This is a genomic window from Sphingobium sp. SG1 (genome assembly GCF_057063145.1).
Map to the genome: position 1 here is coordinate 117,184 of NZ_JBVVOJ010000010.1, position 22,899 is coordinate 140,082.

At 66.3% G+C, this 22,899-nt stretch carries 20 protein-coding genes, 1 tRNA gene, 1 other RNA gene and 1 pseudogene; 17 read left to right on the forward strand and 6 right to left on the reverse strand.

Going from position 1 to position 22,899, the window contains the following annotated elements; genetic code table 11:
* The first annotated feature begins 2 nt into the window (after positions 1–2).
* Both AC0KVN_RS19580 and AC0KVN_RS19585 read left to right on the forward strand, forming a co-directional pair.
* The gene (locus tag AC0KVN_RS19580) at positions 3–767 is read left to right on the forward strand and encodes an anti-sigma factor family protein (protein ID WP_435568398.1); all 765 of its coding nucleotides are present in this window, start codon (positions 3–5) and stop codon (positions 765–767) included.
* Positions 768–2,393: an FAD-dependent oxidoreductase gene (locus AC0KVN_RS19585; protein WP_483656336.1), complete on the forward strand. Its 1,626-nt coding sequence runs from the start codon at positions 768–770 to the stop codon at positions 2,391–2,393.
* A gap of 487 nt (positions 2,394–2,880) precedes the next feature.
* Here the strand turns inward: AC0KVN_RS19585 and AC0KVN_RS19590 are convergent, their stop codons facing one another.
* The gene (locus tag AC0KVN_RS19590; protein WP_004207708.1) at positions 2,881–3,537 is read right to left on the reverse strand and encodes an alpha/beta hydrolase; all 657 of its coding nucleotides are present in this window, start codon (positions 3,535–3,537) and stop codon (positions 2,881–2,883) included.
* A 152-nt stretch (positions 3,538–3,689) separates the two neighbouring features.
* Here AC0KVN_RS19590 and AC0KVN_RS19595 point away from each other — a divergent pair, with 152 nt between their 5' ends.
* The 12 genes from AC0KVN_RS19595 to AC0KVN_RS19650 all read left to right on the forward strand — a co-directional run bounded on the left by AC0KVN_RS19595 (position 3,690) and on the right by AC0KVN_RS19650 (position 13,670).
* Positions 3,690–4,724, forward strand: coding sequence for a cysteine desulfurase family protein (locus AC0KVN_RS19595; RefSeq protein WP_435568400.1), 1,035 nt, complete (start codon positions 3,690–3,692; stop codon positions 4,722–4,724).
* Positions 4,691–5,809 (forward strand): cysteine desulfurase family protein, encoded by a 1,119-nt coding sequence (locus AC0KVN_RS19600; RefSeq protein WP_435568401.1) that lies wholly within the window; start codon positions 4,691–4,693, stop codon positions 5,807–5,809. The genes AC0KVN_RS19595 and AC0KVN_RS19600 overlap by 34 nt, the downstream gene beginning before the upstream one ends.
* Before the next feature lie 19 nt (positions 5,810–5,828).
* Positions 5,829–6,164, forward strand: coding sequence for a 2Fe-2S iron-sulfur cluster-binding protein (locus AC0KVN_RS19605; RefSeq protein ID WP_004207705.1), 336 nt, complete (start codon positions 5,829–5,831; stop codon positions 6,162–6,164).
* 3 nt (positions 6,165–6,167) lie between these two features.
* Positions 6,168–7,148 (forward strand): SGM family class A beta-lactamase, encoded by a 981-nt coding sequence (gene blaSGM / locus AC0KVN_RS19610; RefSeq protein WP_435568402.1) that lies wholly within the window; start codon positions 6,168–6,170, stop codon positions 7,146–7,148.
* A gap of 62 nt (positions 7,149–7,210) precedes the next feature.
* An RNA gene (gene ffs / locus AC0KVN_RS19615) (signal recognition particle sRNA small type) lies at positions 7,211–7,308 on the forward strand.
* 15 nt (positions 7,309–7,323) lie between these two features.
* Positions 7,324–7,743: a hypothetical protein gene (locus tag AC0KVN_RS19620; RefSeq protein ID WP_435568403.1), complete on the forward strand. Its 420-nt coding sequence runs from the start codon at positions 7,324–7,326 to the stop codon at positions 7,741–7,743.
* Between the two features lie 9 nt (positions 7,744–7,752).
* On the forward strand, positions 7,753–9,375 hold the full coding sequence (locus AC0KVN_RS19625) for a DNA polymerase III subunit gamma/tau (RefSeq protein WP_435568404.1): 1,623 nt from the start codon (positions 7,753–7,755) through the stop codon (positions 9,373–9,375).
* Positions 9,372–9,695, forward strand: a complete 324-nt coding sequence (locus tag AC0KVN_RS19630) for a YbaB/EbfC family nucleoid-associated protein (protein ID WP_004207701.1) — start codon at positions 9,372–9,374, stop codon at positions 9,693–9,695. Before AC0KVN_RS19625 ends, AC0KVN_RS19630 begins: the two co-directional genes overlap by 4 nt.
* A gap of 155 nt (positions 9,696–9,850) precedes the next feature.
* Positions 9,851–12,250, forward strand: coding sequence for an endopeptidase La (lon, locus tag AC0KVN_RS19635; RefSeq protein ID WP_004207700.1), 2,400 nt, complete (start codon positions 9,851–9,853; stop codon positions 12,248–12,250).
* A 162-nt stretch (positions 12,251–12,412) separates the two neighbouring features.
* A complete protein-coding gene (locus AC0KVN_RS19640) occupies positions 12,413–12,685 on the forward strand; it encodes an HU family DNA-binding protein (RefSeq protein WP_004207699.1) in 273 nt (90 codons plus the stop codon).
* 241 nt (positions 12,686–12,926) lie between these two features.
* Positions 12,927–13,511: a septal ring lytic transglycosylase RlpA family protein gene (locus tag AC0KVN_RS19645; protein WP_069338106.1), complete on the forward strand. Its 585-nt coding sequence runs from the start codon at positions 12,927–12,929 to the stop codon at positions 13,509–13,511.
* Positions 13,512–13,593: 82 nt separating this feature from the next.
* Positions 13,594–13,670: transfer RNA gene (locus AC0KVN_RS19650), tRNA-His, on the forward strand.
* Positions 13,671–13,863: 193 nt separating this feature from the next.
* Here the strand turns inward: AC0KVN_RS19650 and AC0KVN_RS19655 are convergent.
* A pseudogene (locus AC0KVN_RS19655) lies at positions 13,864–16,139 on the reverse strand (TonB-dependent receptor).
* 240 nt (positions 16,140–16,379) lie between these two features.
* Here AC0KVN_RS19655 and hisI point away from each other — a divergent pair.
* On the forward strand, positions 16,380–16,766 hold the full coding sequence (gene hisI / locus AC0KVN_RS19660) for a phosphoribosyl-AMP cyclohydrolase (RefSeq protein ID WP_004207696.1): 387 nt from the start codon (positions 16,380–16,382) through the stop codon (positions 16,764–16,766).
* Positions 16,753–17,286, forward strand: a complete 534-nt coding sequence (locus AC0KVN_RS19665) for a hypothetical protein (protein WP_435568430.1) — start codon at positions 16,753–16,755, stop codon at positions 17,284–17,286. The genes hisI and AC0KVN_RS19665 overlap by 14 nt, the downstream gene beginning before the upstream one ends.
* Positions 17,287–17,336: 50 nt before the next feature.
* On the opposite strand, the gene AC0KVN_RS19670 is transcribed toward AC0KVN_RS19665, so the two are convergent.
* The 4 genes from AC0KVN_RS19670 to AC0KVN_RS19685 form a co-directional block, all read right to left on the reverse strand.
* Positions 17,337–18,641: a M20/M25/M40 family metallo-hydrolase gene (locus tag AC0KVN_RS19670; protein WP_435568406.1), complete on the reverse strand. Its 1,305-nt coding sequence runs from the start codon at positions 18,639–18,641 to the stop codon at positions 17,337–17,339.
* A gap of 72 nt (positions 18,642–18,713) precedes the next feature.
* Positions 18,714–19,373: a YitT family protein gene (locus AC0KVN_RS19675; protein ID WP_004207693.1), complete on the reverse strand. Its 660-nt coding sequence runs from the start codon at positions 19,371–19,373 to the stop codon at positions 18,714–18,716.
* A gap of 93 nt (positions 19,374–19,466) precedes the next feature.
* Complete coding sequence (locus AC0KVN_RS19680) at positions 19,467–20,603, reverse strand: aspartyl/asparaginyl beta-hydroxylase domain-containing protein (RefSeq protein WP_435568407.1); 1,137 nt, start codon at positions 20,601–20,603, stop codon at positions 19,467–19,469.
* A 40-nt stretch (positions 20,604–20,643) separates the two neighbouring features.
* The gene (locus tag AC0KVN_RS19685; RefSeq protein WP_097385689.1) at positions 20,644–21,840 is read right to left on the reverse strand and encodes an MFS transporter; all 1,197 of its coding nucleotides are present in this window, start codon (positions 21,838–21,840) and stop codon (positions 20,644–20,646) included.
* A 184-nt stretch (positions 21,841–22,024) separates the two neighbouring features.
* Between AC0KVN_RS19685 and AC0KVN_RS19690 the strand changes: the two genes are divergently transcribed.
* Positions 22,025–22,897, forward strand: a complete 873-nt coding sequence (locus AC0KVN_RS19690) for an EamA family transporter (protein WP_169860339.1) — start codon at positions 22,025–22,027, stop codon at positions 22,895–22,897.
* Positions 22,898–22,899: the final 2 nt, after the last annotated feature.

The window sequence follows — 22,899 nt, forward strand, 5'->3', positions numbered from 1 at the left end:
CCATGGCGGAACTCACCATCACCGAATGCGAACTGCATGCCTATGTCGACGACCAGCTCGACGCCATGGGGCGGCTGGAAGTGGCCGATTATCTGGTGCGCAACCCTGATGTCGCCGCGCGCGTGTTGGCCGACCTGTCGGTGCGCGATGCGATGCGGGCGCTGGCGGAGCGCGATGATCAGCCCGTGCCGCAACGCTTGCACGACAGCGCCCGCAAGGTGGAAAGCGCGCTGCACCGCAGCCGCCTGTTTCGCCGGTTGAGCGGAGGGCTGGCGATGGCGGCGGGCATCGTCGCCGCGGTGGCGCTGGGCGTGGGCAAGCTGAACATGGGCGTCGCGCCGACGGTGCAGGCGATGCCGGTGTTCATCGAGGAGGCCTTGATGTCGCACAAGACCGCGCTGGTGCGGTCGCACATGAAGTCGCAGCCCGAAATCCCGCATTTCGACCCGGCCGATGTCCGGTCGGCCACCCATATCAACGTGCCGGTGCTGCCGGCTGGCTGGCGGGTGCTGGATGTGCAGCTCTTCCCGTCGGACTATGGGCCGAGCCTGCAACTGGTAATCGACGCGGGCGAAAGGGCGCCGGTGTCGTTGTTCGCGGCGCGGGCTGTCACCGGCTTGCCGGAAACGCCGCGCACCCAGGTCGTCGACGGCGAGACCATCGCCTACTGGGCCCGCAAGGGCACCGTTTATGTGCTGACCGGCGTGGAATCCCAGGATTTCCTGCAGAAGCACGCGGCCGATCTGGCCAATAATCAGGACGCATGAATGAGCATTGATCTCTCGCAACAGACCGGCGCGCTGCGCCGGCGGGCAGATGTCTGCGTCATCGGCGCGGGCGCGGCCGGCATCACCACCGCGCGCCGGCTGCTGGCGGCCGGGCATCAGGTGCTGCTGCTGGAAAGCGGCGGGCTGGACTATGAGCGGGAAACCGCCAACCTCAACGCCGGCAAGAATGTCGGCCAGGCCTATTATGATCTGGACGATGCGCGGCTGCGCTTCTTTGGCGGCACGACGGCGATCTGGGGCGGGCGCTGCGCCACGCTGGACCCGATCGACCTGCAGCGCCGCGACTGGGTGGCGGGGTCGGGCTGGCCGCTGTCCTGGGACGAACTGCAGGATTATTATGGTCAGGCGCGCGGCATATTCGAGATTGGCGACGAGCCGGCGAGCGCCGACGCGCTGAGCGCCCATGGCGTGCCGCTGCCGGGGTTCGACCGGTCGGAACTGCACATGCCGGTGTGGAATTTCGATCCGCGTTTCAACCGCTTCACCTTCGACGCCTGCCAGGATCTGCGCGATCATCCGCGTTGCGAGATCATCACCCATGCCAGCGTCACGCGGATCGTGACGAAAGACGGCGCGATCAGCCGGATCGAGGCGAAGGCGTTGGCCGGCGCGCATCTGCATGTCGAGGCCCGCGCCTTCGTGCTGGCGGCGGGCGGGATCGAGAATGCCCGGCTGCTGCTGGCGTCGAACATCGGCAATGAGCGCGACCAGGTCGGCCGCAACTTCATGGAGCATCCCCATGCCCGCGGCGGGCGGATCGTCGATGCGAAAGCCTGGCCGCTGCTCAAGGCGTTCGGCCGACGCCACCGGATCGGCGGCCATGACATGGCGGCGCTCATCACGCCGTCTGCCGATCTGCAGCAGCGCGAGGGGCTGCTCAACAGCTCGCTCACCATCGTCGGGCGGCAACCGGCGCGGGCGTCGCAATTCTGGGGCATGCGGGCCTATGGCTCGCTCAAGCATGACATGTCGCCGACGCGCAGTGGCCGGCGGATGTGGATGATGACCAAGAAGGCGGCGACCTGGGCCCAGCGCCATGTCGATCCGCTGCGTCCCTGGCTGCTGCACCAGGCGGGCAAGCTGGAGATCGCGCTGCTGGTGCGGGCGGAACAGGCGCCCAATCCCGATAGCCGGGTGCTGCTGACGAAGGAGCGCGACGCGCTGAGCGTGCCGCGCGTGGCGCTGGACTGGCGCTTGTCGGCGATCGACAAGCATAGCGTGACGGGACTGGTCGATGGTCTGGGCCGTGAACTCAAGCGGCTGGGCATGGGCCGGGTCGAGCGGGCCGATTGGCTGGACGAGCCGGGCGAGCTGTGGCGCAACGATCCGCTCATCTCCTCCCACGCGATCGGCGGCTATCATCATATGGGCACGACCCGCATGGCGACCGATCCGCGCCAGGGCGTGGTCGACGCCGACGGGCGGGTGCATGGCCAGGCCAATCTCTATGTCGTGGGCTCTTCGACCTTCCCGACGTCGAGCTGGGCCAATCCGACGCTGACCATCGCCGCGCTGGCGCTGCGCACGGCGGATCTGCTGTCGGTGGCGCTCAACCGCCCGGTGGCGCAGCCGGTGCGGGTGCCGGGACTGGCAAAGGCGTCGTAGCGCGCGCTTTGAGGTTCGCCGAACGGCGGCGATGGTGGTTTCCTGCCATTCCCCTCCCGCAAGCGGGAGGGGGAACAGTCTCGAAATGTTCGAAACCTGCCAATCGTCACGGGCGTCATCCTGACGGAGGTCAGGATCCATTTTGCACTACGCCAGATAGGGAGTGCTGAATGGATCCCGGATCAAGTCCGGGATGACGGATATGCCAAGGTCAGCTTTTGGGAGAAGCCGTGGAGTAAGTGGAGGGCGCTCTTTCTGGGGGGGTAGCCATCAAGGCTTCATGGCGGGAGACGGTGGGCGTCCCGCTGCAAAAGGCCAGAGGCGGGGGCTGGAGATCACGAAGGTCAGGCTGATCGACATGCGCTCGCGGATCGGTGCTGGATGCGGCTCGGCATGGTTCCGGTCCTGGCCGGCAGGCGGATCGTGCGGGCAAAGAAAAAGGGGCTGCGCGGCGGCAGCCCCTCCATGATCCCGATCGGGCCGGTCCTCAGCGGATCGGCGAGTCCGGCGACAGGCGCATGTCGAGATAATTGTCGACCGACTTCATCAGCTGGTCCAGCTCATGCTCGAAGAAGTGGTTGGCCCCCTTGATCTCGTCATGATGGATGGTGATGCCCTTCTGGGTGCGCAGCTTGTCGACCAGCTTCTGCACCGCGCTGGCGGTCACCACTTCGTCCGCCGTGCCCTGGACGATGATGCCCGACGAGGGGCAGGGTGCCAGGAAGGAGAAGTCATACATGTTGGCCGGCGGCGCGACCGAGATGAAGCCACGGATTTCCGGGCGGCGCATCAGCAGCTGCATGCCGATCCAGGCGCCGAAGGAGAAGCCGGCGATCCAGGTGGTCTGCGCTTCGGGGTGGAAGCTCTGCACCCAGTCGAGCGCCGCTGCGGCATCGCTGAGTTCACCGATGCCATTGTCGAACGTGCCCTGGCTGCGGCCGACGCCACGGAAGTTGAAGCGCAACACGGCAAAGCCACGCTTCACGAAGGTCTTGTAGAGTGCCTGGGTGATGCGGTCGTTCATCGTGCCGCCGCCCTGCGGATGCGGGTGCAGGATCATGGCGACCGGCGCGCGCGGGCGGGGCGGGGGGCTGAAGCGGCCTTCGAGGCGACCTTCGGGTCCGGGGAAAATGACGTCGGGCATGGCACCTGTTATGGTCTGGGCTGCCACGAGGCAGCGAGGAAAGGGTCCGTGCGCGCGCCGGGGCTTGGCCATATGGCCTTCACGCTGGCGCAGCGCGGCAATCCGCCTATATAGATGCCGCCGCCATTTCCGCAATCAATGAGTAGTTCCGCTTGGCCGCCGACCGCCTTTATCTCGATCATGCCGCGACCACCCCGATGCTGCCGCAGGCGCAGGCCGCGATGGTCGCCGCGATGGCCGGCTGGGCCAACCCGTCCAGCCCGCACAGCGACGGGCGCGCGGCGCGGGCCATGCTGGAGGATGCGCGGCGGCGGATCGCAGCGGCGCTGGGATGGGATGGCCATGTCCTCTTCACCTCCGGCGCGAGCGAGGCGATCGCCATCGCGCTGACCCGCGCCAAGGCGGGGCGAATCGTGACCTCGCCGGTCGAGCATGATGCGGTGCTGCGCGTGACCAAGGATGCCGAGCGGCTGGCGGTGGATGGCGATGGCCGGGTGCTGTTGCCGGAGCTGGCGCCGGGCAGTCTGGTCGCGATCCAGCATGTGAACAACGAGACGGGCGTGATCCAGCCACTGGCGGATTTCCGGCGCGCGGGGCTGCTGCTGTTTGCCGATTGCGCCCAGAGCGCGGGCAAGCTGGCCCTGCCCGACGCCGACATGATCGCGATCAGCGCGCACAAGTTCGGCGGGCCGCCGGGGATCGGCGCGCTGCTGATCCGCGACCTGGCGCTGGTCGAGCCCAGCGGCGGGCAGGAACAGGGCTATCGCGCCGGCACCGAAAATCTGCCGGCGATCATGGCGATGGCAGCGGCGCTGGAGGCACGGGGCGATTGGATGCCGGTGGCCGCCGCGCTGCGGGCAAGGCTGGACGCCGGGATCGAGGCGGCGGGCGGGCAGATCGTCGCGCGCGATGCGCCGCGCCTGCCGGCGATCGCTAGCTATCGCATGCCCGGCCTGTCGGCGCGGGCGCAATTGATCCAGTTCGACCTGGCCGGCATTTCCGTGTCGGCGGGCAGCGCCTGTTCGTCCGGTTCGCTCAAGACCAGCCATGTGCTGGGCGCGATGGGTTGGGACGCGGCGGAGGCGGGCGAAGTGGTCCGGGTGAGTTTCGGCCCGCAGACGAGCGCGGCGGATGTCGATCGCTTCCTGGCCACATGGACCGCCATGGCGGAGCGGGCGAGCCGGTGATCTATCTCGACTATCAGGCGACGACGCCGCTGGCGCCCGAAGCCTTCGAGACGATGGTGCCGCTGCTGCGCGACCAGTTCGCCAATCCGCACAGCGCGCATCGCGCCGGCCGCATGGTCGCGGCGCAGGTGGAACTGGCGCGCGACGCGATCGGCCAGTTGCTGCCGCCGGGCGGCAGGCTGCTCTTCACCTCCGGCGCGACCGAGGCGCTGAACATCGCGATCCAGGGCGCGCCGGCGGGCGGCATCGTCACCATCGCGACCGAACATGCCGCCGTGCTGGATACGGTGGCGGCGATGCGGCGGATGGGGCGGGCGGTGACGGTCCTGCCGGTGGATGGCGACGGGCTGGTCGATCTGGAAGCGGCGGCGCGGGCGATCGTGCCGGGGGTCGCTCTCGTCGTCGCGATGCTGGTCAATAACGAGATTGGCGTGATCCAGCCGGTCGGCGCGCTGGCGGAACTGGCCCATGGCGTGGGCGCCTTGTTCCTGTGCGACGCGGTGCAGGGCTATGGCCGGGTGCCGATCCCCGACCCGTGCGATATGGTGGCGATCAGTGCGCACAAGATCCATGGACCCAAGGGGATTGGCGCGCTGTGGCTGCGCGACGGGGTGAAGATCGACCCGCTGATCCATGGCGGCGGGCAGGAAGGCGGGCTGCGGTCGGGCACCTTGTCGCCCGCCCTGTGCGCGGGCTTTGGCGTGGCGGCGCGCCTGATGCGAGAACAGGCCGAAGCCGATCGCGCGCACATCGCGGCGCTGTCTGCGCAGGCGCGCGCGCTGTTCGCCGACTGGACGCTGAACGGCAGCGCCGACGCGCGTTATCCCGGCAATCTCAACATTCGTCGCGCCGGGATCGACGGCGCGCGATTGTTGTCCGATTGCCGCAATATGTCTTTTTCGCTCGGCAGCGCTTGCGCGAGCGGGTCCGGGCGGCCTAGCCATGTGCTGCGCGCCCTGGGTCTTTCCGACAGTCAGGCGCGCGGATCGGTGCGGATCGGCTTTGGCCGATACACGACATCGGCCGAACTGGAGGAGGCTGCGAAGGTGATTAACGGGGCGGCGACCGCACAAGCGGCGCCGTGAGCAGGGAGCATCGCATAGCATGACCATGGTCACCTTCATCAGCGCCGACGGCGAAAATCGACTGGAGGTCGATGCGCCTGCCGGGGCCGTCCTGCTGGAGGTTGCACAGGCGGCGGGTCAGCCGCTGGAAGGAACATGCGAAGGGCAGATGGCCTGTTCGACCTGTCATGTCATCGTCGACGCCGCCGATTTCGACCGTCTGCCGCGCGCGAGCGAGGATGAGGAGGATATGCTGGACCTGGCGGCTGCGGCGACCCGCACCAGTCGCCTGGCCTGCCAGATCATCCTGTCCGAGCAACTGGACGCGCTGACTGTCCGTATCCCCGGCGAATTCAACAATATGCAAGGTATGTAAGCCATGGCGCTGCGCAAATCCCTGTCGCTGGCGGCGCTGACCGCCTGTCTGGTCGTGGCCCTGCCGCTGTCGGCCGCGCCCAAGAAGAAGGCGCCGGCCAAGAAGGCCGAAGAGGTGCCGACCCTGCCGACCTTGATGCCGCCCGCACCACGCTATCTGGTGCCGCAATCCGCGCTCACCTCCGTCCGCAATCCCAAGGAGATCGAGGAGGAGACCGGCGGGCGCATGGGCATCGCGCTGGTCGATCGCGACGGTGCGCTGATCCTGGGCTTCAACCGCGATGATCGCTTCGCCATGTGCTCGACCTTCAAGGCGCCGCTGGCCGCCGCCGTGCTGATCGGCGCGCAGGGGGGCAAGTTCGGGCTGGAGGGGGAGATACCCTTCACCAAGGACGATATTCTCGATTACGCGCCGGTGGTGAAGAAGAACAAGAAGCGCGGCCGCATGTCGATGGCCGAACTGGCCGAGGCGGCGGTCGAGGTGAGCGACAATAGTGCCGCCAACCTGTTGCTGCCGATGCTGGGCGGGCCGGAGGGGCTGACCTCCTTCATCCGTGCCCATGGCGACAAGATCACGCGGCTCGACCGTATCGAACCCGAGTTGAACGAGAATGTCGCCGGCGATCCCCGCGACACGACCAGTCCGGCGGCGATGGCGGGGCTGATGGGACGGTTGTTGTTCCGCGACATGGCTGCGGCCGATGCCGACAGGCTGCGCGGCTGGCTCAATGCCAGCACCACCGGCGAAAAAAGGATCAAGGCGGGCCTGCCCGAAGGCTGGACGTCGGGCAGCAAGACCGGCAGTTGCGGCACCGCCTATAATGACGTCGCGCTGGTGAAGTCGCCCGCGGGCGAGGAATATATATTGGCCATCTATCTCGACCGGCCGACCGTGGACGACAAGAAGGCCGAGGCGGCGATCGCCGAGGCCGCCCATTCGGCGCTGGAATTCGTCAGCAAGGCGCAGAAGAGCGGGCTGGACTAGCTTTCAGGAAGGCAAGGGCATGGAAGCCCTTGCCTTCCTGTCATGAGTTCGCCATATGCCCGGCCGGGAGTCGGGCGGACGTAGTCGTCGCCAACCTGGTCAGGTCCTGACGGAAGCAGCCACAACGATTTTTCTGCGGGTCGTTCCGGCTCCCACCTTTAGCACTCAGGGACATATGCTCTATTCTGAGGCATTCCAGAAATTAGGCTATCGTTTAGTGCGTCCACGGCTCGATTGGACGGCATCGAAGGACGATGGAATTTGTGTCTCTTTGTGGAAAAAAGAGATCGATTGGAAAGCGCGGCCGCTTTCTATGTCATCCCAAGTACGCAGCGGACCGCTAGAGGATTGGGTCGGACGACATGGCAACAAGTTGCGTAAAAAGCATCTGGCCGTCGCGCTGAAGGAATATGGCGGCTGGGTCGATGCCGTGATCGTGGAAGGTGAACCGGGGGCGGGCGTTGATCGCGCAGAGCCTTGGAGGCCTGAAGCGCGGCAAGGATTAAAGTGGCGTGTCGTGGCGTTCGATGTTGAGACTGGGCACTTCACAGTAGAAACTCATCAGATGCGTGACGTCGGCGTAGCTAATCTCTAGGTTGGTTTGATGTCCGATTCCCCTCAGCCCTATCGCGTGCTTGCGCGCAAATATCGTCCGCGCAACTTTCGCGAACTGATCGGGCAGGACGCCATGGTCCAGACGCTGGGCAATGCGATCCGGCGCGGCCGCCTCGCCCATGCCTTTCTGATGACCGGCGTGCGCGGGGTCGGCAAGACGTCGACCGCGCGGCTGATCGCCAAGGCGCTGAACTGCATCGGCCCGGATGGGCAGGGCGGGCCGACGATCGACCCGTGCGGCGTGTGCGAGCCGTGCATGGCGATTGCCGAGGGCCGGCATATCGACGTGGTCGAGATGGACGCCGCCAGCCATACCGGCGTCGACGACGTGCGCGAGATCATCGAGGCGGTGCGCTATGCCGCCGTGTCGGCGCGCTACAAGATCTACATCATCGACGAAGTCCATATGCTTTCGAAGAACGCGTTCAACGCGCTTCTGAAGACTTTGGAGGAGCCGCCGGCCCATGTGAAATTCCTGTTCGCCACGACCGAGGTGAACAAGGTGCCGGTGACGGTGCTGTCGCGCTGCCAGCGGTTCGACCTGCGCCGCATCCCGGCCGAGATGCTGGCCGGCCATTTCGCCCATGTGGTCGAGGCCGAACAGGTCGCGGCCGAGCCGGATGCGCTATCGCTGATCGCGCAGGCGGCCGAAGGCTCCGCGCGTGACGGCCTGTCGATCCTGGACCAGGCGATCGCCCATGCCGAAATGGGCGAGGGCGAGCCGATGGTCACGGCCGCGCAGGTGCGCGAGATGCTGGGCCTGTCGGATCGCGGCTCGACGCGCCGGCTGCTCGGCCTGCTGCTGGAGGGCGATACCGCTGCGCTGCTGGGCGGGGTGCGCGATCAATATGCGCTGGGGGTCGAGCCGCTGTCGCTGATGCGCGGCCTGCTGGAACTGGTGCATGCGGTCACGCTGGTGAAGGCTGGGCGCGACATTGCGACGCCGGGCCAGTCCGACGAGGAACGCGGCGCGCTGGCCGACTGGGCGTCGCAGATCGGCTTTGGCCCGCTGCATCGGCTGTGGCAGCTGATGCTCAAGGGGCATGACGAGGTGGCGACCGCCGCCTTGCCGATCGAGGCGTGCGAGATGGCGCTGCTGCGCGTGATGCATGCCGCGACCATGCCCGATCCCAGCGACCTTGCCCGGATGCTGCAGGGCGGGGTGCCGATGGCCGCGCCGGCGCTGCCGGGCCAGGCGCCCGCCGCCGCGCCCGCGCCGGAACCCGCGTCCAGCCTGCCTGCCACATTCGAGGATCTGATCGAAGCCTTCTGGCAGAAGAGCAAGGGGCATCTGGCGCAGGAAATGCATGATTGCGTGGGGATCATCCGCTATGATCCGCCAATGCTGGAATATCGCGGCACGGCCAGCCTGTCGCCCGACTTCGCCACCCGGATCATCCCGGCGCTGCGCGAGGTGACCGGTGTCGCCTGGACGGTGACGCAGGGCGAGGGGGAGGCCAAGCCGACCCTGCTGGCCAATGAACAGCGCCAACTGGCCGACAGCCGCGCCGCAATTTTGGAAACCCCGGTGGTCAAGGCGGCAATGGACGCCTTCCCCGATGCCGAGCTGGTCCATTCGGACGAGCCGGAACAATGGAGTGCCGAAGCATGAAGGATCTGAACGAAATATTGGGGATGGCCAGCCGCGTGCAGGAAGAGCTGCAGCGCGCGCAGGACAATCTGGACAAGCTGGAAGTCGAGGGCGCGGCCGGTGGCGGCCTGGTCAAGGTGAAGGCATCGGCCAAGGGCCGCATCCTGGGCGTGTCGATCGACGACAGCCTGCTGGCGCCGTCGGAAAAGCAGATGCTGGAAGACCTTATCACCGCCGCGTTCAACGATGCGCGCAAGAAGGCGGACGAGGTCAGCAACACCGAAATGGGCAAGATGACCGCCGGCCTGCCGCTGCCGCCGGGCTTCAAGCTGCCCTTCTGAGCCGGCGCGCATTGCCGTTCCGGGGCTGCCGCTGGCGGATAAGCCCTTGTTCATCGTTGCAGCAATATGGTGATCGCTGATTGATTGACGCGACGGGCATCCCCATAAAGGCGATGAACCGCATGACGGGCCGCAAGTCCGGCCCTGGAGAGTGAATGACTACGCAATATCCCCTTCTGCCGCTGCGCGACATCGTCGTCTTCCCGCAGATGATCGTCCCGCTTTTCGTCGGTCGCGACAAGAGCGTCGCCGCGCTGGAAGCGGCGATGGAGGGCAATAAGGAAATCTTCCTGGTGTCCCAGCTCGACCCGGCCGAGGATGATCCGGGCAAGGACGCGCTGTATGACACCGGGGTGGTGTCGGTGGTGCTGCAACTGCTCAAGCTGCCCGACGGCACGGTGCGCGTGCTGGTCGAGGGTAAGCATCGTGCCCAGCTGGCCGATCTGGCGCCGGCCGAGGCGGGCTATCTGGTCGCTGAGGTCGCGCCGGTCGAGGAGATCGTCGCCGAAGGTCCGGAAGCTGCTGCGCTGATGCGCTCGGTGGCCGAGCAGTTCGAGAATTACGCCAAGCTCAACAAGAAGCTGCCGGCCGAAACGCCGGTGCAACTGCGCGAGATCGACGATGCCGGGCGCCTGGCCGATTCCGTCGCCGCCAACATCAACGTCAAGGTCGCCGACAAGCAATCGCTGCTGGTCGAGCCCGATCCGGTCAAGCGGCTGGAGATGGTGTTCGCCTTCATGGAAGGCGAGCTGGGCGTGCTGCAGGTCGAGAAGAAGATCCGTGGCCGCGTGAAGCGCCAGATGGAAAAGACCCAGCGCGAATATTATCTGAACGAGCAACTCAAGGCGATCCAGCGCGAGCTGGGCAATGGCGAGGGCGAGGAAGGCGATGAACTCGCCGAACTGGCCGACAAGATCGCCAAGGCGAAGCTGAGCAAGGAAGCACGCGCCAAGGCGACGGCTGAGCTGAAGAAGCTCAAGGGCATGCAGCCCATGTCGGCCGAAGCGACGGTGGTGCGCAACTATCTCGACGTGCTGTTGGGCCTGCCCTGGGGCAAGAAGGGCCGGGTCAAGACCGACCTCAAGAAGGCGCAGGCGATCCTGGACGAGGATCATTTCGCGCTGGAGAAGGTCAAGGACCGGATCATCGAATATCTGGCGGTGCAGGCGCGCACCAACAAGCTGAAGGGGCCGATCCTGTGCCTCGTCGGCCCGCCGGGCGTCGGCAAGACCTCGCTGGGCCGTTCGATCGCCAAGGCGACCGGCCGCGAGTTCGTGCGCCAGTCGCTGGGCGGCGTGCGCGACGAAGCCGAGATCCGCGGCCATCGCCGCACCTATATCGGGTCGCTGCCGGGCAAGGTCGTGTCGAACCTGAAGAAGGCGGGCACCATGAACCCGCTGTTCCTGCTCGACGAGATCGACAAGCTGGGCCAGGATTTCCGCGGCGATCCGGCATCGGCGCTGCTGGAAGTGCTGGACCCTGAACAGAACAGTAAATTCCAGGACCATTATCTGGAGATCGACGTCGACCTGTCCGACGTGATGTTCGTGACGACGGCCAACTCGCTGAACCTGCCGCAGCCGCTGCTCGACCGCATGGAGATCATCCGGCTCGAAGGCTATACCGAGGACGAGAAGGTCGAGATCGCCCAGCGCCATCTGGTGCCCAAGCAGATCGACGCCCATGGCCTGAAGAATGGCGAGTTCGAGGTGACCGAGGCCGCGGTGCGCGACCTGATCCGTTACTATACCCGTGAAGCCGGCGTCCGCACGCTGGAGCGGGAAGTGGCGCGTCTGGCCCGCAAGGCGCTGCGCAAGATCCTGGAAGGCGCGTTCGACAAGGTCGAGATCACGCCCGAAAACCTGGCCGACTATGCCGGCGTGCGGAAATTCCGTCACGGCGTGGGCGAGGAAGAGAACCAGATCGGCGCCGTCACCGGCCTGGCCTGGACCGAGGTGGGCGGCGAACTGCTGACGATCGAGGCGGTCACCGTGCCCGGCAAGGGTCTCATCAAAACGACCGGCAAGCTGGGCGAGGTGATGAACGAATCGGTGCAGGCCGCCTTCTCCTATGTGAAGGCGCGCTCGCCCGGCTATGGCATCAAGCCGAGCCTGTTCAACCGCAAGGACATCCATATCCACCTGCCCGAGGGCGCGGTGCCCAAGGATGGTCCGTCGGCCGGTATCGGCATGGTCACGACCATCGTGTCGACCTTGACCGGCATTCCCGTCCACAAGGATGTGGCGATGACCGGCGAGGTGACGCTGCGCGGCCGGGTGCTGCCGATCGGCGGCCTCAAGGAGAAGCTTCTCGCGGCGCTGCGTGGTGGCATCAAGACGGTGCTGATCCCGCAGGAAAACGAGAAAGACCTAGCGGAAATTCCGGCCAACATTCGTGAGGGGCTGGAGATTGTTCCGGTGTCCCATGTCGACGAGGTGCTGGCGCGCGCGCTGGTGTCCAAGCCCGAGGCGATCACCTGGACCGAGGAAGATGATCTGGCGGCGCAGCCCAGCGCCGGCCAGGGTCGCGACGGCGATCCCGCTATCCGTCACTAAAAGCCCGGTTTTCGGCGCGTTTATGCCCATGGGGGCAAAAACGCGCCGGAGCCGGCTTTTTTGACGCTTTCCCTTTGACACCGCTTGAAAGCTGGGCCTTATTGCCCCGCCTACGCCGCGATTCCTTGACTATCCAACATCTATAAAGGGGGTTCCCAAGGCATGAACAAGCAGGATCTTATCAGCGCCGTCGCTGAAAGCAGCGGTCTCAGCAAGAGCGACGCCAGCAAGGCGGTCGAGGGCGTGTTCGACGCCATCACCGGCGCGCTGAAGAAGGGCGACGAAGTGCGCCTGGTTGGTTTTGGCACTTTCTCCGTGTCGCAGCGCAAGGCTTCGACCGGTCGCAACCCGCGCACCGGCGAGACGATGACGATCAAGGCGTCGTCGCAGCCGAAGTTCAAGGCCGGCAAGGGCCTGAAGGATTCGGTCAACTAAGGATGCAGGCGCGCCCGATCGGGCGCGTTTACGTCTGATGATCTGCCGGCGTCGCGGTCGGAAGTAGGTTTGCGGGAGAGTGGCGCTGCGGCAGGGGAAACCCGCCCGGCGCATGCATGTCGAAAGGAAGGGGTAGGGGCCGGGGGCCTCTGCCCCTTTTTTCATGGCCTTGTGCGCCGGATCGCGGCGATGATCGGCCCGCTGCCCTCGACCTGCTCCGCCTGCGGGGGTAGGAGGGGGCATGAGAGCGATCAGACGGGGTATCGGGACTTCGGGTGCGGCCTTGGCGCTGCTGGGGGCATTGTCGGCCTGTGGCGGGGGAAATTTCCGTCCGGTGAGCGACATGCCGGTGCGCATCGGCAAGCCCTATACGGTGCGCGGCACCACCTATGTGCCGGCCGACCAGCCGGGCTATGACCTGGTCGGCTATGCCAGCTGGTATGGATCGGAATCGGGCAATCGCACTGCCAATGGCGAACGCTTCCGGCCGGGCTGGATCACGGCGGCACATACCAGCCTGCCCTTGCCCGCCTATGTCGAGGTGACGGCGCTGGATACCGGGCGCACGATCCTGGTGCGGATCAACGACCGTGGTCCCTTTTCGCGCGGCCGGATCATCGACCTGTCGCGCGGCGCGGCGGAGGAACTGGGGATTCGCGGTCAGGGCCATGCGGCGGTCCGGGTTCGTGCGGTCGATCCGTCGGAAAAGGATCGCAAGAAACTGCGCAAGGGCAAGCCGGCGGAGGGGCGGCCGCGCGTCGGGGCGGACGAACTGGCCGTGCTGCGCGCCCGTCTGGCGGCGTCCGGCAACGATGCCGGGCGATAATTTTCATCCTTTGACATAAGCTGCTTGACGGGGGAGGGGCGGCCGCATATGTGGCCCTTCTCGCGGGGCAACAGCCCCTGTGGCGATCGTAGCTCAGTTGGTTAGAGCGCCGGTTTGTGGTACCGGAGGTCGCGGGTTCGGATCCCGTCGATCGCCCCATTTCCTTCGGGAATGCGCGAAATGAAACCCCGTCCTGCCTCGGCAGGATGGGGTTTTCGCGTTTATGGCTTCGGTGATTTTCCTGGCGCGTGGCGGCGGCTTTCCGCTGCCCTGGGCGCAACAAGAAAGGGCGCCCCCTGCGGGACGCCCTTCCTCTGCCGACTAGCGCCTATGGGAGCGCTTAGACTGGGGTTTAGAAGCTGGCCTTGATCATGCCGCCGATGATGCGCGGTTCGTTGATCATGCCGGTCAGGTTGTTGAAGTCGATCGCGCTGACGGCGCGGATCTGGTTGGTGATGTTGCGGGCGAAGGCCGCGATCTCATAACCATGGTTCGACTTGTAACCGACCTTGAGGCCGCCCTCCAGTGACGAACGGCCGCGGAATTCGGCCGCCGAGTAGAGGAAGTAGTTGATTTTGCTACGATAGGCCCAGTCGGTATAGGCGAAGACTTCGCCCGCGTCGCCGACCGGAATGCCATAGCGCAGGGTCGCATTGGCGATGTAGCGCGGCGCCTGGGGCAGGTCATTGCCATCCAGATAGCTGTAGGTGGTGCCGCCATCGACGAAGGTGTTGCCGGTGGGGGTACACATGCCCGAGCCGCAGACCGCCACGAAGGCGTTCTTGTCGCGGATTTCGGTGAAGTTGTAGCTGCCGCCCACGGTCAGGTTCAGGTGATCGAGCGGCTGCGCCTCCAGATTGCCTTCCAGGCCATAGCCGACCGCCTTGTTCACGTTGATCAGGCGGGCCGAGTTGCCGACGCCGCCGACAGCCGTCAGCTGCAGATCGTCGGTGTTCCAGTAATAGGCCGACAGGTCGAAGCGGACCATGTTGGCGATCGCGCCCTTGATGCCGCCCTCATAGGAGATGGTGGTCTGCTTCTTGGCGACCGAGGGGACGCTGAAGAAGGTCACGCGGTCCTGGATCGCCGGGCCCTGATAGCCGGTGGCGACGCGGCCATAGAGGTTGACGTCGGGGCTGAGCGCATAGGTGGCGCTGACGTCCCAGGACAGGTTGCTGCCCTGCGCGGTGTTGCTGAGCGGCAGGTCGACGCCGATCAGCTGCGACGAGATGCTGCTGGCGGCGAGCGCCGGATCGAGCGTGATCGTGTCGCGCTTGTCGTCGTGCGAATAACGCACGCCGGCGCGCAGCGTCAGGGCCGACGTCACCTTGGCTTCGCCCGAGGCGAACAGGCCGATATTCTCGTTGGTGTTGTTGTGCAGGATCGCACTCACCCGGTTGCCCGCGAGATCATAGGCATATTCGTTATATTTCAGGCGCTGGTGGAAGAAATAGGTGCCCGCCTGCAGGCGGATGCCGTTCATGTCGTCCGTCGCGAAGCGGAATTCCTGGCTGAATTCCTCCGGCTTGGTCACGCCGCCGGTGTTGGAGTCGAACGAGCCGACGCCGAGCTGGCCGGCGGTGCAGCCGGTATAGGGGTAGCAGCCGCCGCATCGATGTCGCCGGTGCTTTCGACGCTGGCCTTCTCATAGCCGGTGGTCGAGAAGAAGGTGCCCAGGCCGTCGACATGGAGATGCATGCGCAGATTGCCGCCGCCCTGCTTCATCGACTGGCTGGTATAGCCGTCCAGGTTGACATGATCCTTGTCGAAGCCGTCGACGAAATGGTTGCTGCCCTGCTTGAAGATGTTGGCGCGGAATACGCGCGGGCTGCCGTCCAGGTCACGATAATGACCGCTCAGCACCGCCTTGAAGTCGCCGGCTTCATAGGCCAGCTGCACGCGGCCGGCCATGTCGCGATAGCCTTCCAGCTCGCTGGCGGCGTTGCCGCCTTCATTATCGTTCTTGACCCAGTCGTCGCGACGCTGGAGCAGGCCCGACACGCGGAAGCTGAGGCCGTCGGCGATCGGGCCGCCGATCGCGGCTTCGGCATTGACGGTGTTGTAGGTGGCCCAGGAGGCGCTGGCATAGCCGGTGAAATGATCGGTCGGCGCGGCCGAGGTCATCTTGACGACGCCCGCCGGGGTGTTGCGGCCGAACAGCGTGCCCTGTGGGCCGCGCAGCACTTCAACGCTGGCAAGGTCGAACACCGGGAAGCTCTTGAGCATCGGATTTTCGAGCGCGACATCGTCGAGCACGACCGAGACCGGCTGGGCGGCGTTGGGATCGAAATCGGTGTTGCCAAGGCCGCGGATGTAGAAGCGCGGGAAGGTGCGGCCGAACGAGCTTTCGACCTGAAGGCTGGGCGTGCGCGCGGCGAGGAAGCGGACGTCGAGGCCGCTGCTGTTGAGCGCGTCGAGCTTTTCGCCGCCGATGGCGGTCACGGCGACCGGCACGTCCTTGGCATTTTCAGCCCGGCGCGACGCGGTGACGACGATTTCACCCAGGCCTTCGCCCGATGCGGCGGGCGCTTCGGTCTGGGCGTGGGCGGCACCGATCGGCGCCAGAGCGGTGAGAGCGACGGCGAGCGCGCCGCGCGAAATGCTGGTGAAGATATGCGAAGATGTCATATTTGGCCCCCTTGATTGGCCTGGCATCCGTTTCCCTGCTGGTGTCCGCTGTTGCGGATCGCGCGCGACGCTATGCGCGCGCGAGCCTTGGGGCAAGCAGGACTGTCGCCATTCTGTAGTATCCGTGCAACAGATTTGCCAAAATGCGACAGTCCGACCCCATGGCGCTGTCAGGCAGTGCCCCAATGCAAAGCGCCGAAGGGACTTCGCACGGTCCGCATTGCCGATTATAGCGCGCGGATGGATGACGCACGCGACCGGGGACTGACCCTAAACCCCAAATATGACGACCATGGCCTTATCACCGCGGTGGTGACCCATGTCACCTCGGGGGAAGTGCTGATGGTGGCGCATATGAATGCGCAGGCGCTGGCGCTGACGGTCGAGACGGGCCTGGCCCATTTCTGGTCGCGCAGCCGCCAATCACTGTGGAAGAAGGGCGAAAGCTCCGGCCATATGCTTGGCGTGCGCGACATCCGGATCGACTGTGACCAGGATGCCGTCTGGGTGCTGGCAGAGCCGGCGGGGCCGACCTGTCACACCGGTGCGCGGTCCTGCTTCTTCCGCCGGATCGGCCCCGATGGGCTGAGCGCGGTCGATGAACCGGGTGTCGATGCGGCGCACTAGCCTTTTCCTGGCATGTCTTCTGGCCGGGTGTCAGCAGGCGGCGTCGCCGGGCGCCGCCGCGCCCGATCGCGGCGGGGCTGCGGCTTCGGGGCTGGAGCGCGCGGCGATCGCGACCGGCGCCATTGCCGACGCGTCGCGGATCGCGCCGGTCGGGCTGTTCCAGCGGCGGCATGAAGCGGGGCGGGATTCGCTCTGCGTCCTTCCCGCCAAGTCGGGCGACTATCGTTTCGGGCTGGAGGCGATCTTCGGCACCGAACAGAGCTGCCATGGCGCGGGCACGGCGCGGCGGGCCGGCGACAAGCTGATCCTGAGCTTTTCCGGGGGCAGGAAGTGCATCATCGTCGCCCAATATGATGGCGACCAGGTGGCGCTGCCCGGCGTGGTCGACATGGCCTGTGACCGGCTGTGCGACGGGCGCGGCAATCTGGAAGGGGTGACCTTCCCGCGCATCGCCAATGATGCGGGCGCGGCCCTGCGTGCGCGCGATCGCGAGGAGGAACCGCTGTGCGAGGCGGACTGAACGGGACGGACCGAACGGGGCTGGCATGCCTGCCAGCCCCGCCATGCTGATCAGCGATAGCCGGCTGCGGCGAGCAGGGCTACCAGGTCCATCCGCTTGACCTTCAGCGATTCCGGCGCCGACACGTCGATCCATTCGTCGGGCGAATGGCCCCGGCCGCCGGTCGCCGCGCGCGGGATGGTGATGGCCGGGATGCCCAGGCTCATCGGCACATTGGCGTCGGTCGAGCTGAAGCTCATCCGCGCGGTGACGCCTTCGGCAGCATAGGCGGCGGCGGTCTGGCGGACCAGCGCCGTGTCGGCGGCGGTGCTGCCGGCCGGACGATCGCCCACCACCTTCTTGTCGACGCGGATCGGGCCTTCCTTGATCGAGCGGGCGCCATTTTCGGTCTCGACCGCCTTGTCCACCGTGGCCAGGAACGCCTGTTCCAGCTTGGCCAGTTCAGCCGCGCTTTCCGATCGCATGTCGACCTGCAGCCAGACTTCCTGCGGGATGGCGTTGACCGACGAGCCGCCGCCCACGACGCTGGCGCTGTAGGTCGTCTTGGGCGACTGGGGCACCGGAATCTTGTAGAGATCGACGATCGCCTGGCTCATCGCCGTCATCGGATTGACCAGGCCAAAGGCGCCGAAGCTGTGGCCGCCGGGGCCGGTGAAGGTCAGGCGATAGCGCTTTGATCCGACGCCGCCATTGATCAGGCCATCGACCGAGCCATCGTCGATCGAGAAGAAGCTGGCGATGCGGTCCTTATATTTGCCCTTGTGGAACAGTTGCTTCATGCCGCGCAGGTCGCCCAGGCCTTCCTCGCCGACATCGCCGACGAACAATATGTCCATCGGCGCGCTGATATTGGCGCCGACGATCGCCTTGATGAGGCTCAACTGGGTGGCGAGGCCGGCGACATCGTCCCCGACGCCGGGTGCGTGGAGCTTGTTGCCTTCACGCCGGACCGTGACCGGCGTGCCTTCGGGAAAAACGGTGTCGAGATGGGCGGACACGACGATCAGCTTGCCGCCGGGCTTGCCGCTGCCACGGCGCAGGCCCAGCACATTGCCGCCCTCGTCAATCTCCACATCGGTAAGGCCGGCGGCGCGGAACATGTCGGCATAGGCCTTGGCCCGCGCCTCTTCCTTGAAGGGGGGCGCCGGAATCTGGGTCAGGGTCACGATATTGTCGACCCACTGGTCATGTTCGGCCTCCAGCGCGGCGAAGGCGGCCTTGACCGCCGGGCGCGCGCGGATCGCGGCAATGGCGCGGGCATCGGCCGGTGCGGTTGCGCTGGTGGGCGAGGCGGCAATGGCCGGAACCGACAGGGCCGTGCTGGCCAATATTATACAGAGCGCGAACCGCTTCATTCTGGACCCCTTTTATGATGGGCGCACCGGCGTGGGCGCCGGGGTCCGTCTAGCCGGGGAGGCAGGCGCGCATCAATGGCCGATATAGCGGCCAGGGCGGTGGTTGACGAACAGCACGGCGTTGATCGCGGCGGCCGACAGGACGGACAGGCCAAAACGCTCGGCATTGAGGATCGGCAGCGAGGCGAGCAGGATCAGCACGTCGCAGGCCATCTGGGTGCGGCCGGCATTCCAGCCGCGCGATTTCTGCAGGATCAGCGCGACCACGCCGACGCCGCCCACGCCCGCGCCATGGCGGGCGATGGCCAGGATGCCGAAGCCGATGATCGAGCCGCCGAAAAGCGCGGCGAAGAAGGGGCTGATCCGGGCGATCTCCATCGCATAGGGCATGGCAAGGCCGACGCCCATGATCGCGATATTGGCGAACAGGGTCTTGAGGCCGAAGGCCATGCCCATCGCCCGCCCGGCGAACAGGAAGAAGGGGATGTTGATCAGCAGGAACAGCGTCGCGGGCGATAGATGGATCAGATAGGACAGCAGCAGCGCGATGCCGGCCATGCCGCCGGTCACCAGCTTTGCCTGTTTCAGCAGCATCAGCCCCATGGCGATGAAGGCGCAGCCGATGGCGATCGCATAGAAATCCTCGGCAGGACTATGCGGCCGCGCGACATGGGCGGGCGGAACGGGCAGGGCAGGAGACGGCGCCGGGGGCGTCGGGTCGATCGAGGTCATGGCATGTCCGAAAAGCGTGAGCGCCCCGTGCCATCCTCTCTTGTCGTCTTTGTCCGCGCCCATAGTCGCAGACGGGCAGTCTGAAAAGGGGCGTTAACCGGCGTCGACCTGTTTCGGGCCGAACTGGTCGATCGCTTCGAACAGGCGTGTGAGCGCGATCCGTTCCTCCGCGTGGATTTCCGGGCGCCAGACTTCGAACAGCAGGATGACGCGGGTGTCATTGCCCCGGTTCCAGGCCTCATGTTCGATGCTGTCGTCAAAGATCAGCATTTCGCCCGGCACCCAGGCGCGGGTCTGCGCACCGACCCGCAGCGCGCAATTGTCGGCCACGATCAGCGGCAGATGACAGATCAGGCGGGTGTTGAGCAGGCCATGATGCGGCTGGATATGGGTGCCGGGCTTGAGCAGCGACCAGAGCGCCATGGGCGAACGGCCGGTGATCATCGGGCGATCGGCATGGTCGAGCGCGGCCATGACGGCGGGGCAGCGGGCGGCATGGTCCGCCACGATCTCGCCCTGTTGCCAGAAATAATAGGCGCCCCAGGAGGGATCGTCGCGCAGCGGGTTGTTGGGCGCCGGGCGATCGGTCGGCGTCTGGACATAGGGCGCGAAATCGGGGGCGCCGGCACGGACGTCGTTGAGTTCGGCGATGATGGCGTCGGTTGCCGCCTCTATTGCTGGCACCCAGGCAAATTCGTTGCGCTCGTAAAAAGCGCGCTGCGGCAGGCCGGGGAAATAGAACATGCTGGGTTGTTGCAGATAGAGTTCGCTTTTCCCCAGCAGCAGATCGGTCGCCTGCGCAATCCGGGGCAGGGCGGGCAGATCGGCGATGGCGGCGCTCAGATGATCCTCGAACTTGCGGCCGGACTGGGCGATGCTGGCCTGCGCCTGTTGCAGCAGCGGTTGCAGCGCGGGGGGCGCGCCGGTGGCCGCCGCCTGCGCCAGAGCACCGCGGAACCAGATCGATGCACCGCGCTCGTCGCCGCGCCGGATCAGATTCTGGCCCATTGCCAGCATGGCGGGCAGGTTGCGCATATCCTGTTGCAGGATGCGGTTGAGCGCCGCCTGTTCGCCGTCCAGATCACCCAGCCGATTGCAGGCCTGGGCCAGCAGCATGGCCGGGGGATCGGCCATTTCGTAGAGGGTGGCGCGCGCCACTGCCGCGTCGCCGCGGCGCAATGCGGCGATCGCCGCGTCCTGTAAGGTCTGTTCGCGTGCCCGATCCGTCATCCGCCCGCCTTAGCCAGCGGAACGGATGGAAGGAAGCGGCTTATTCGCAGGGCACCAGCGCGGGCTGGGCGCTGCGCCGTGCGGTGGCGATGGCGACCAGATAGATGGCCAGGCCGCCCAGCGACAAGGCGCAGCCGATCCAGCCGGTCGACACCAGGCCATAGCCCGCCGCGATCGACAGGCCGCCGAGCCAGGGGCCGAGCGCATTGGCGATGTTGAAGGCGCTGTGGTGCAGTGCGGCGGCCAGCGTCTGGGCGTCGCCCGCAACGTCCATCAGTCGCGCCTGCAACGGCGTGCCCATGCCGCCGCCAATACCGATCAGGAAGACGATGAGGCTGAGGCTCCAGATATTGCCGGCCATGAAGGGGAAGAGAGCCAGCGCAACCGCGCTCCACACGAGGATGCCGATGACGGTGCGGTTGAGCGCACGGTCGGCCAGCCAGGCAACGACGAGATTGCCGACCGTCATGCCCAGGCCAAAGACGATCAGGATCAGCGGCACCAGGGTTTCGGACACATGGGTCACTTCGATCATGGTCGAGGCGACATAGGTGTAGACCGCGAACAGGCCGCCAAAGCCGATCGCGCCGGTCAGCAGCGTCAGCCAGACCTGCGACTTGCCGAGCGCGCTCAGTTCGCGCATCGGGCTGGCCTTCGGGTCGCCGGCATCGCGCGGGGCGTAGAGGGCGACCAGGCTCATGGTCAGCACGGCGAGCGCGCAGACCACGAAGAAGCCCGAGCGCCATCCCAGTATCTGGCCCATCCAGTTGGCGACGGGCACGCCCAGCACCGTGGCGATGGTGAGGCCCGACATCACCTTGGCGATCGCCAGGGTGCGCTTCTCGATCGGCACCAGGCTGGCCGCGACCAGGGCGGCGACGCCGAAATAGGCGCCATGGGGCAGGCCCGAAAGGAAGCGGAACAGCAGCATCCAGTGATAGCTGGGCGACAGCGCCGACAGGCCGTTGCCGACCGCGAACATCGCCATCAGCGCGATCAGCAGCGTGCGACGCGGCAGGCGCGCGGCGAAGGCGGCGATCAGCGGCGCGCCGACCACCACGCCCAGCGCATAGGCGCTGATCGCATGGCCGGCGGTCGGCAGGTCGATGTGGAGGTCGCGCGCGAAGAAGGGCAGCAGGCTCATGGAGGCGAATTCGGTCGTGCCGATCGCAAAGGCGCCCACGGACAGCGCGAAAAGGACGAGCGCGGGGTGCGCCTTGTGGGACTGGCTGCCCATGACAAGCTCCATGCTGCAATGCAAAATGACGGAAGTCCGCCAGATGGGCCGAGTGACAGCGATGGTCAAGGCTGCATACGTATGAGATTCTTGCAACTGGCAACGCATCTGGTGCAACGCGGCATCGAATGACATTTTTTCAATTAATCGTATATGGTATTCATTGCACATGAGCAGGAATGAGATGAACGGGCAGGGTGCCGTGCTGGCGGGGGCGGGGGCCGTGCTGGCCTCGCTGCTGTCGATGAACATGGGCGCGGCCTTTGCCAAGACGCTGTTCCCGATCGTCGGTGCCTATGGCATTGCGGCGCTGCGCATCTTCCTGGCGGCGATCCTGCTGATGCTGTTCCGGCGGCCATGGCGCCGACCGATTCCGGCCGATGTGCGCTGGCCGCTGCTGATCTATGGCGCGACCCTCGCGCTGATGAACCTGCTCATCTATCAGGCGTTCGCCCGCATTCCGCTGGGCATTGCCATGGCCATCGAGGTGACGGGGCCGCTGGCGATCGTGCTGTTCGGGTCGCGCCGGCCGCGCGATTTCCTGTGGCTGGGGGCGGCGGTGATCGGCCTGCTGCTGCTCTTGCCACTGCGCAGCGACGCCGTGCTTGATCCTTTGGGTGTCATCTTCGCTGTCGGGGCGGCGGCCTGCTGGGCGCTTTATATCCTGACCGGCAAGCGGGTGTCGGGCGCGCTGCGCGGCGATGCGGTCGCCTGGGGCATGCTGGCGGCGGCGGTCCTGGTGCTGCCGGTCGGGCTGACCCATGCCGGCGCGTCGCTCTTTTCGCCCTGGGTGCTGATGGTCGGGCTGGCGATCGCCCTGCTGTCGAGCGCCTTGCCCTATTCGCTGGAGATGGAGGCGATGCGGCGCCTGCCCGCGCCGGTGTTCGGCCTGTTGCTGAGCGCGGCGCCGGCGATCGGCGCGCTGGCCGGCTTCGTCGTGCTGGGCGAGCGGCTGACGGCGCTGCAGGGCGTGGCGATATTCTGCATCATCGCGGCATCAGGCGGCAGCGCGCTGACGGTACGTCATGCGCCGGCGATCGAGGATGCGCCGCAATAGGG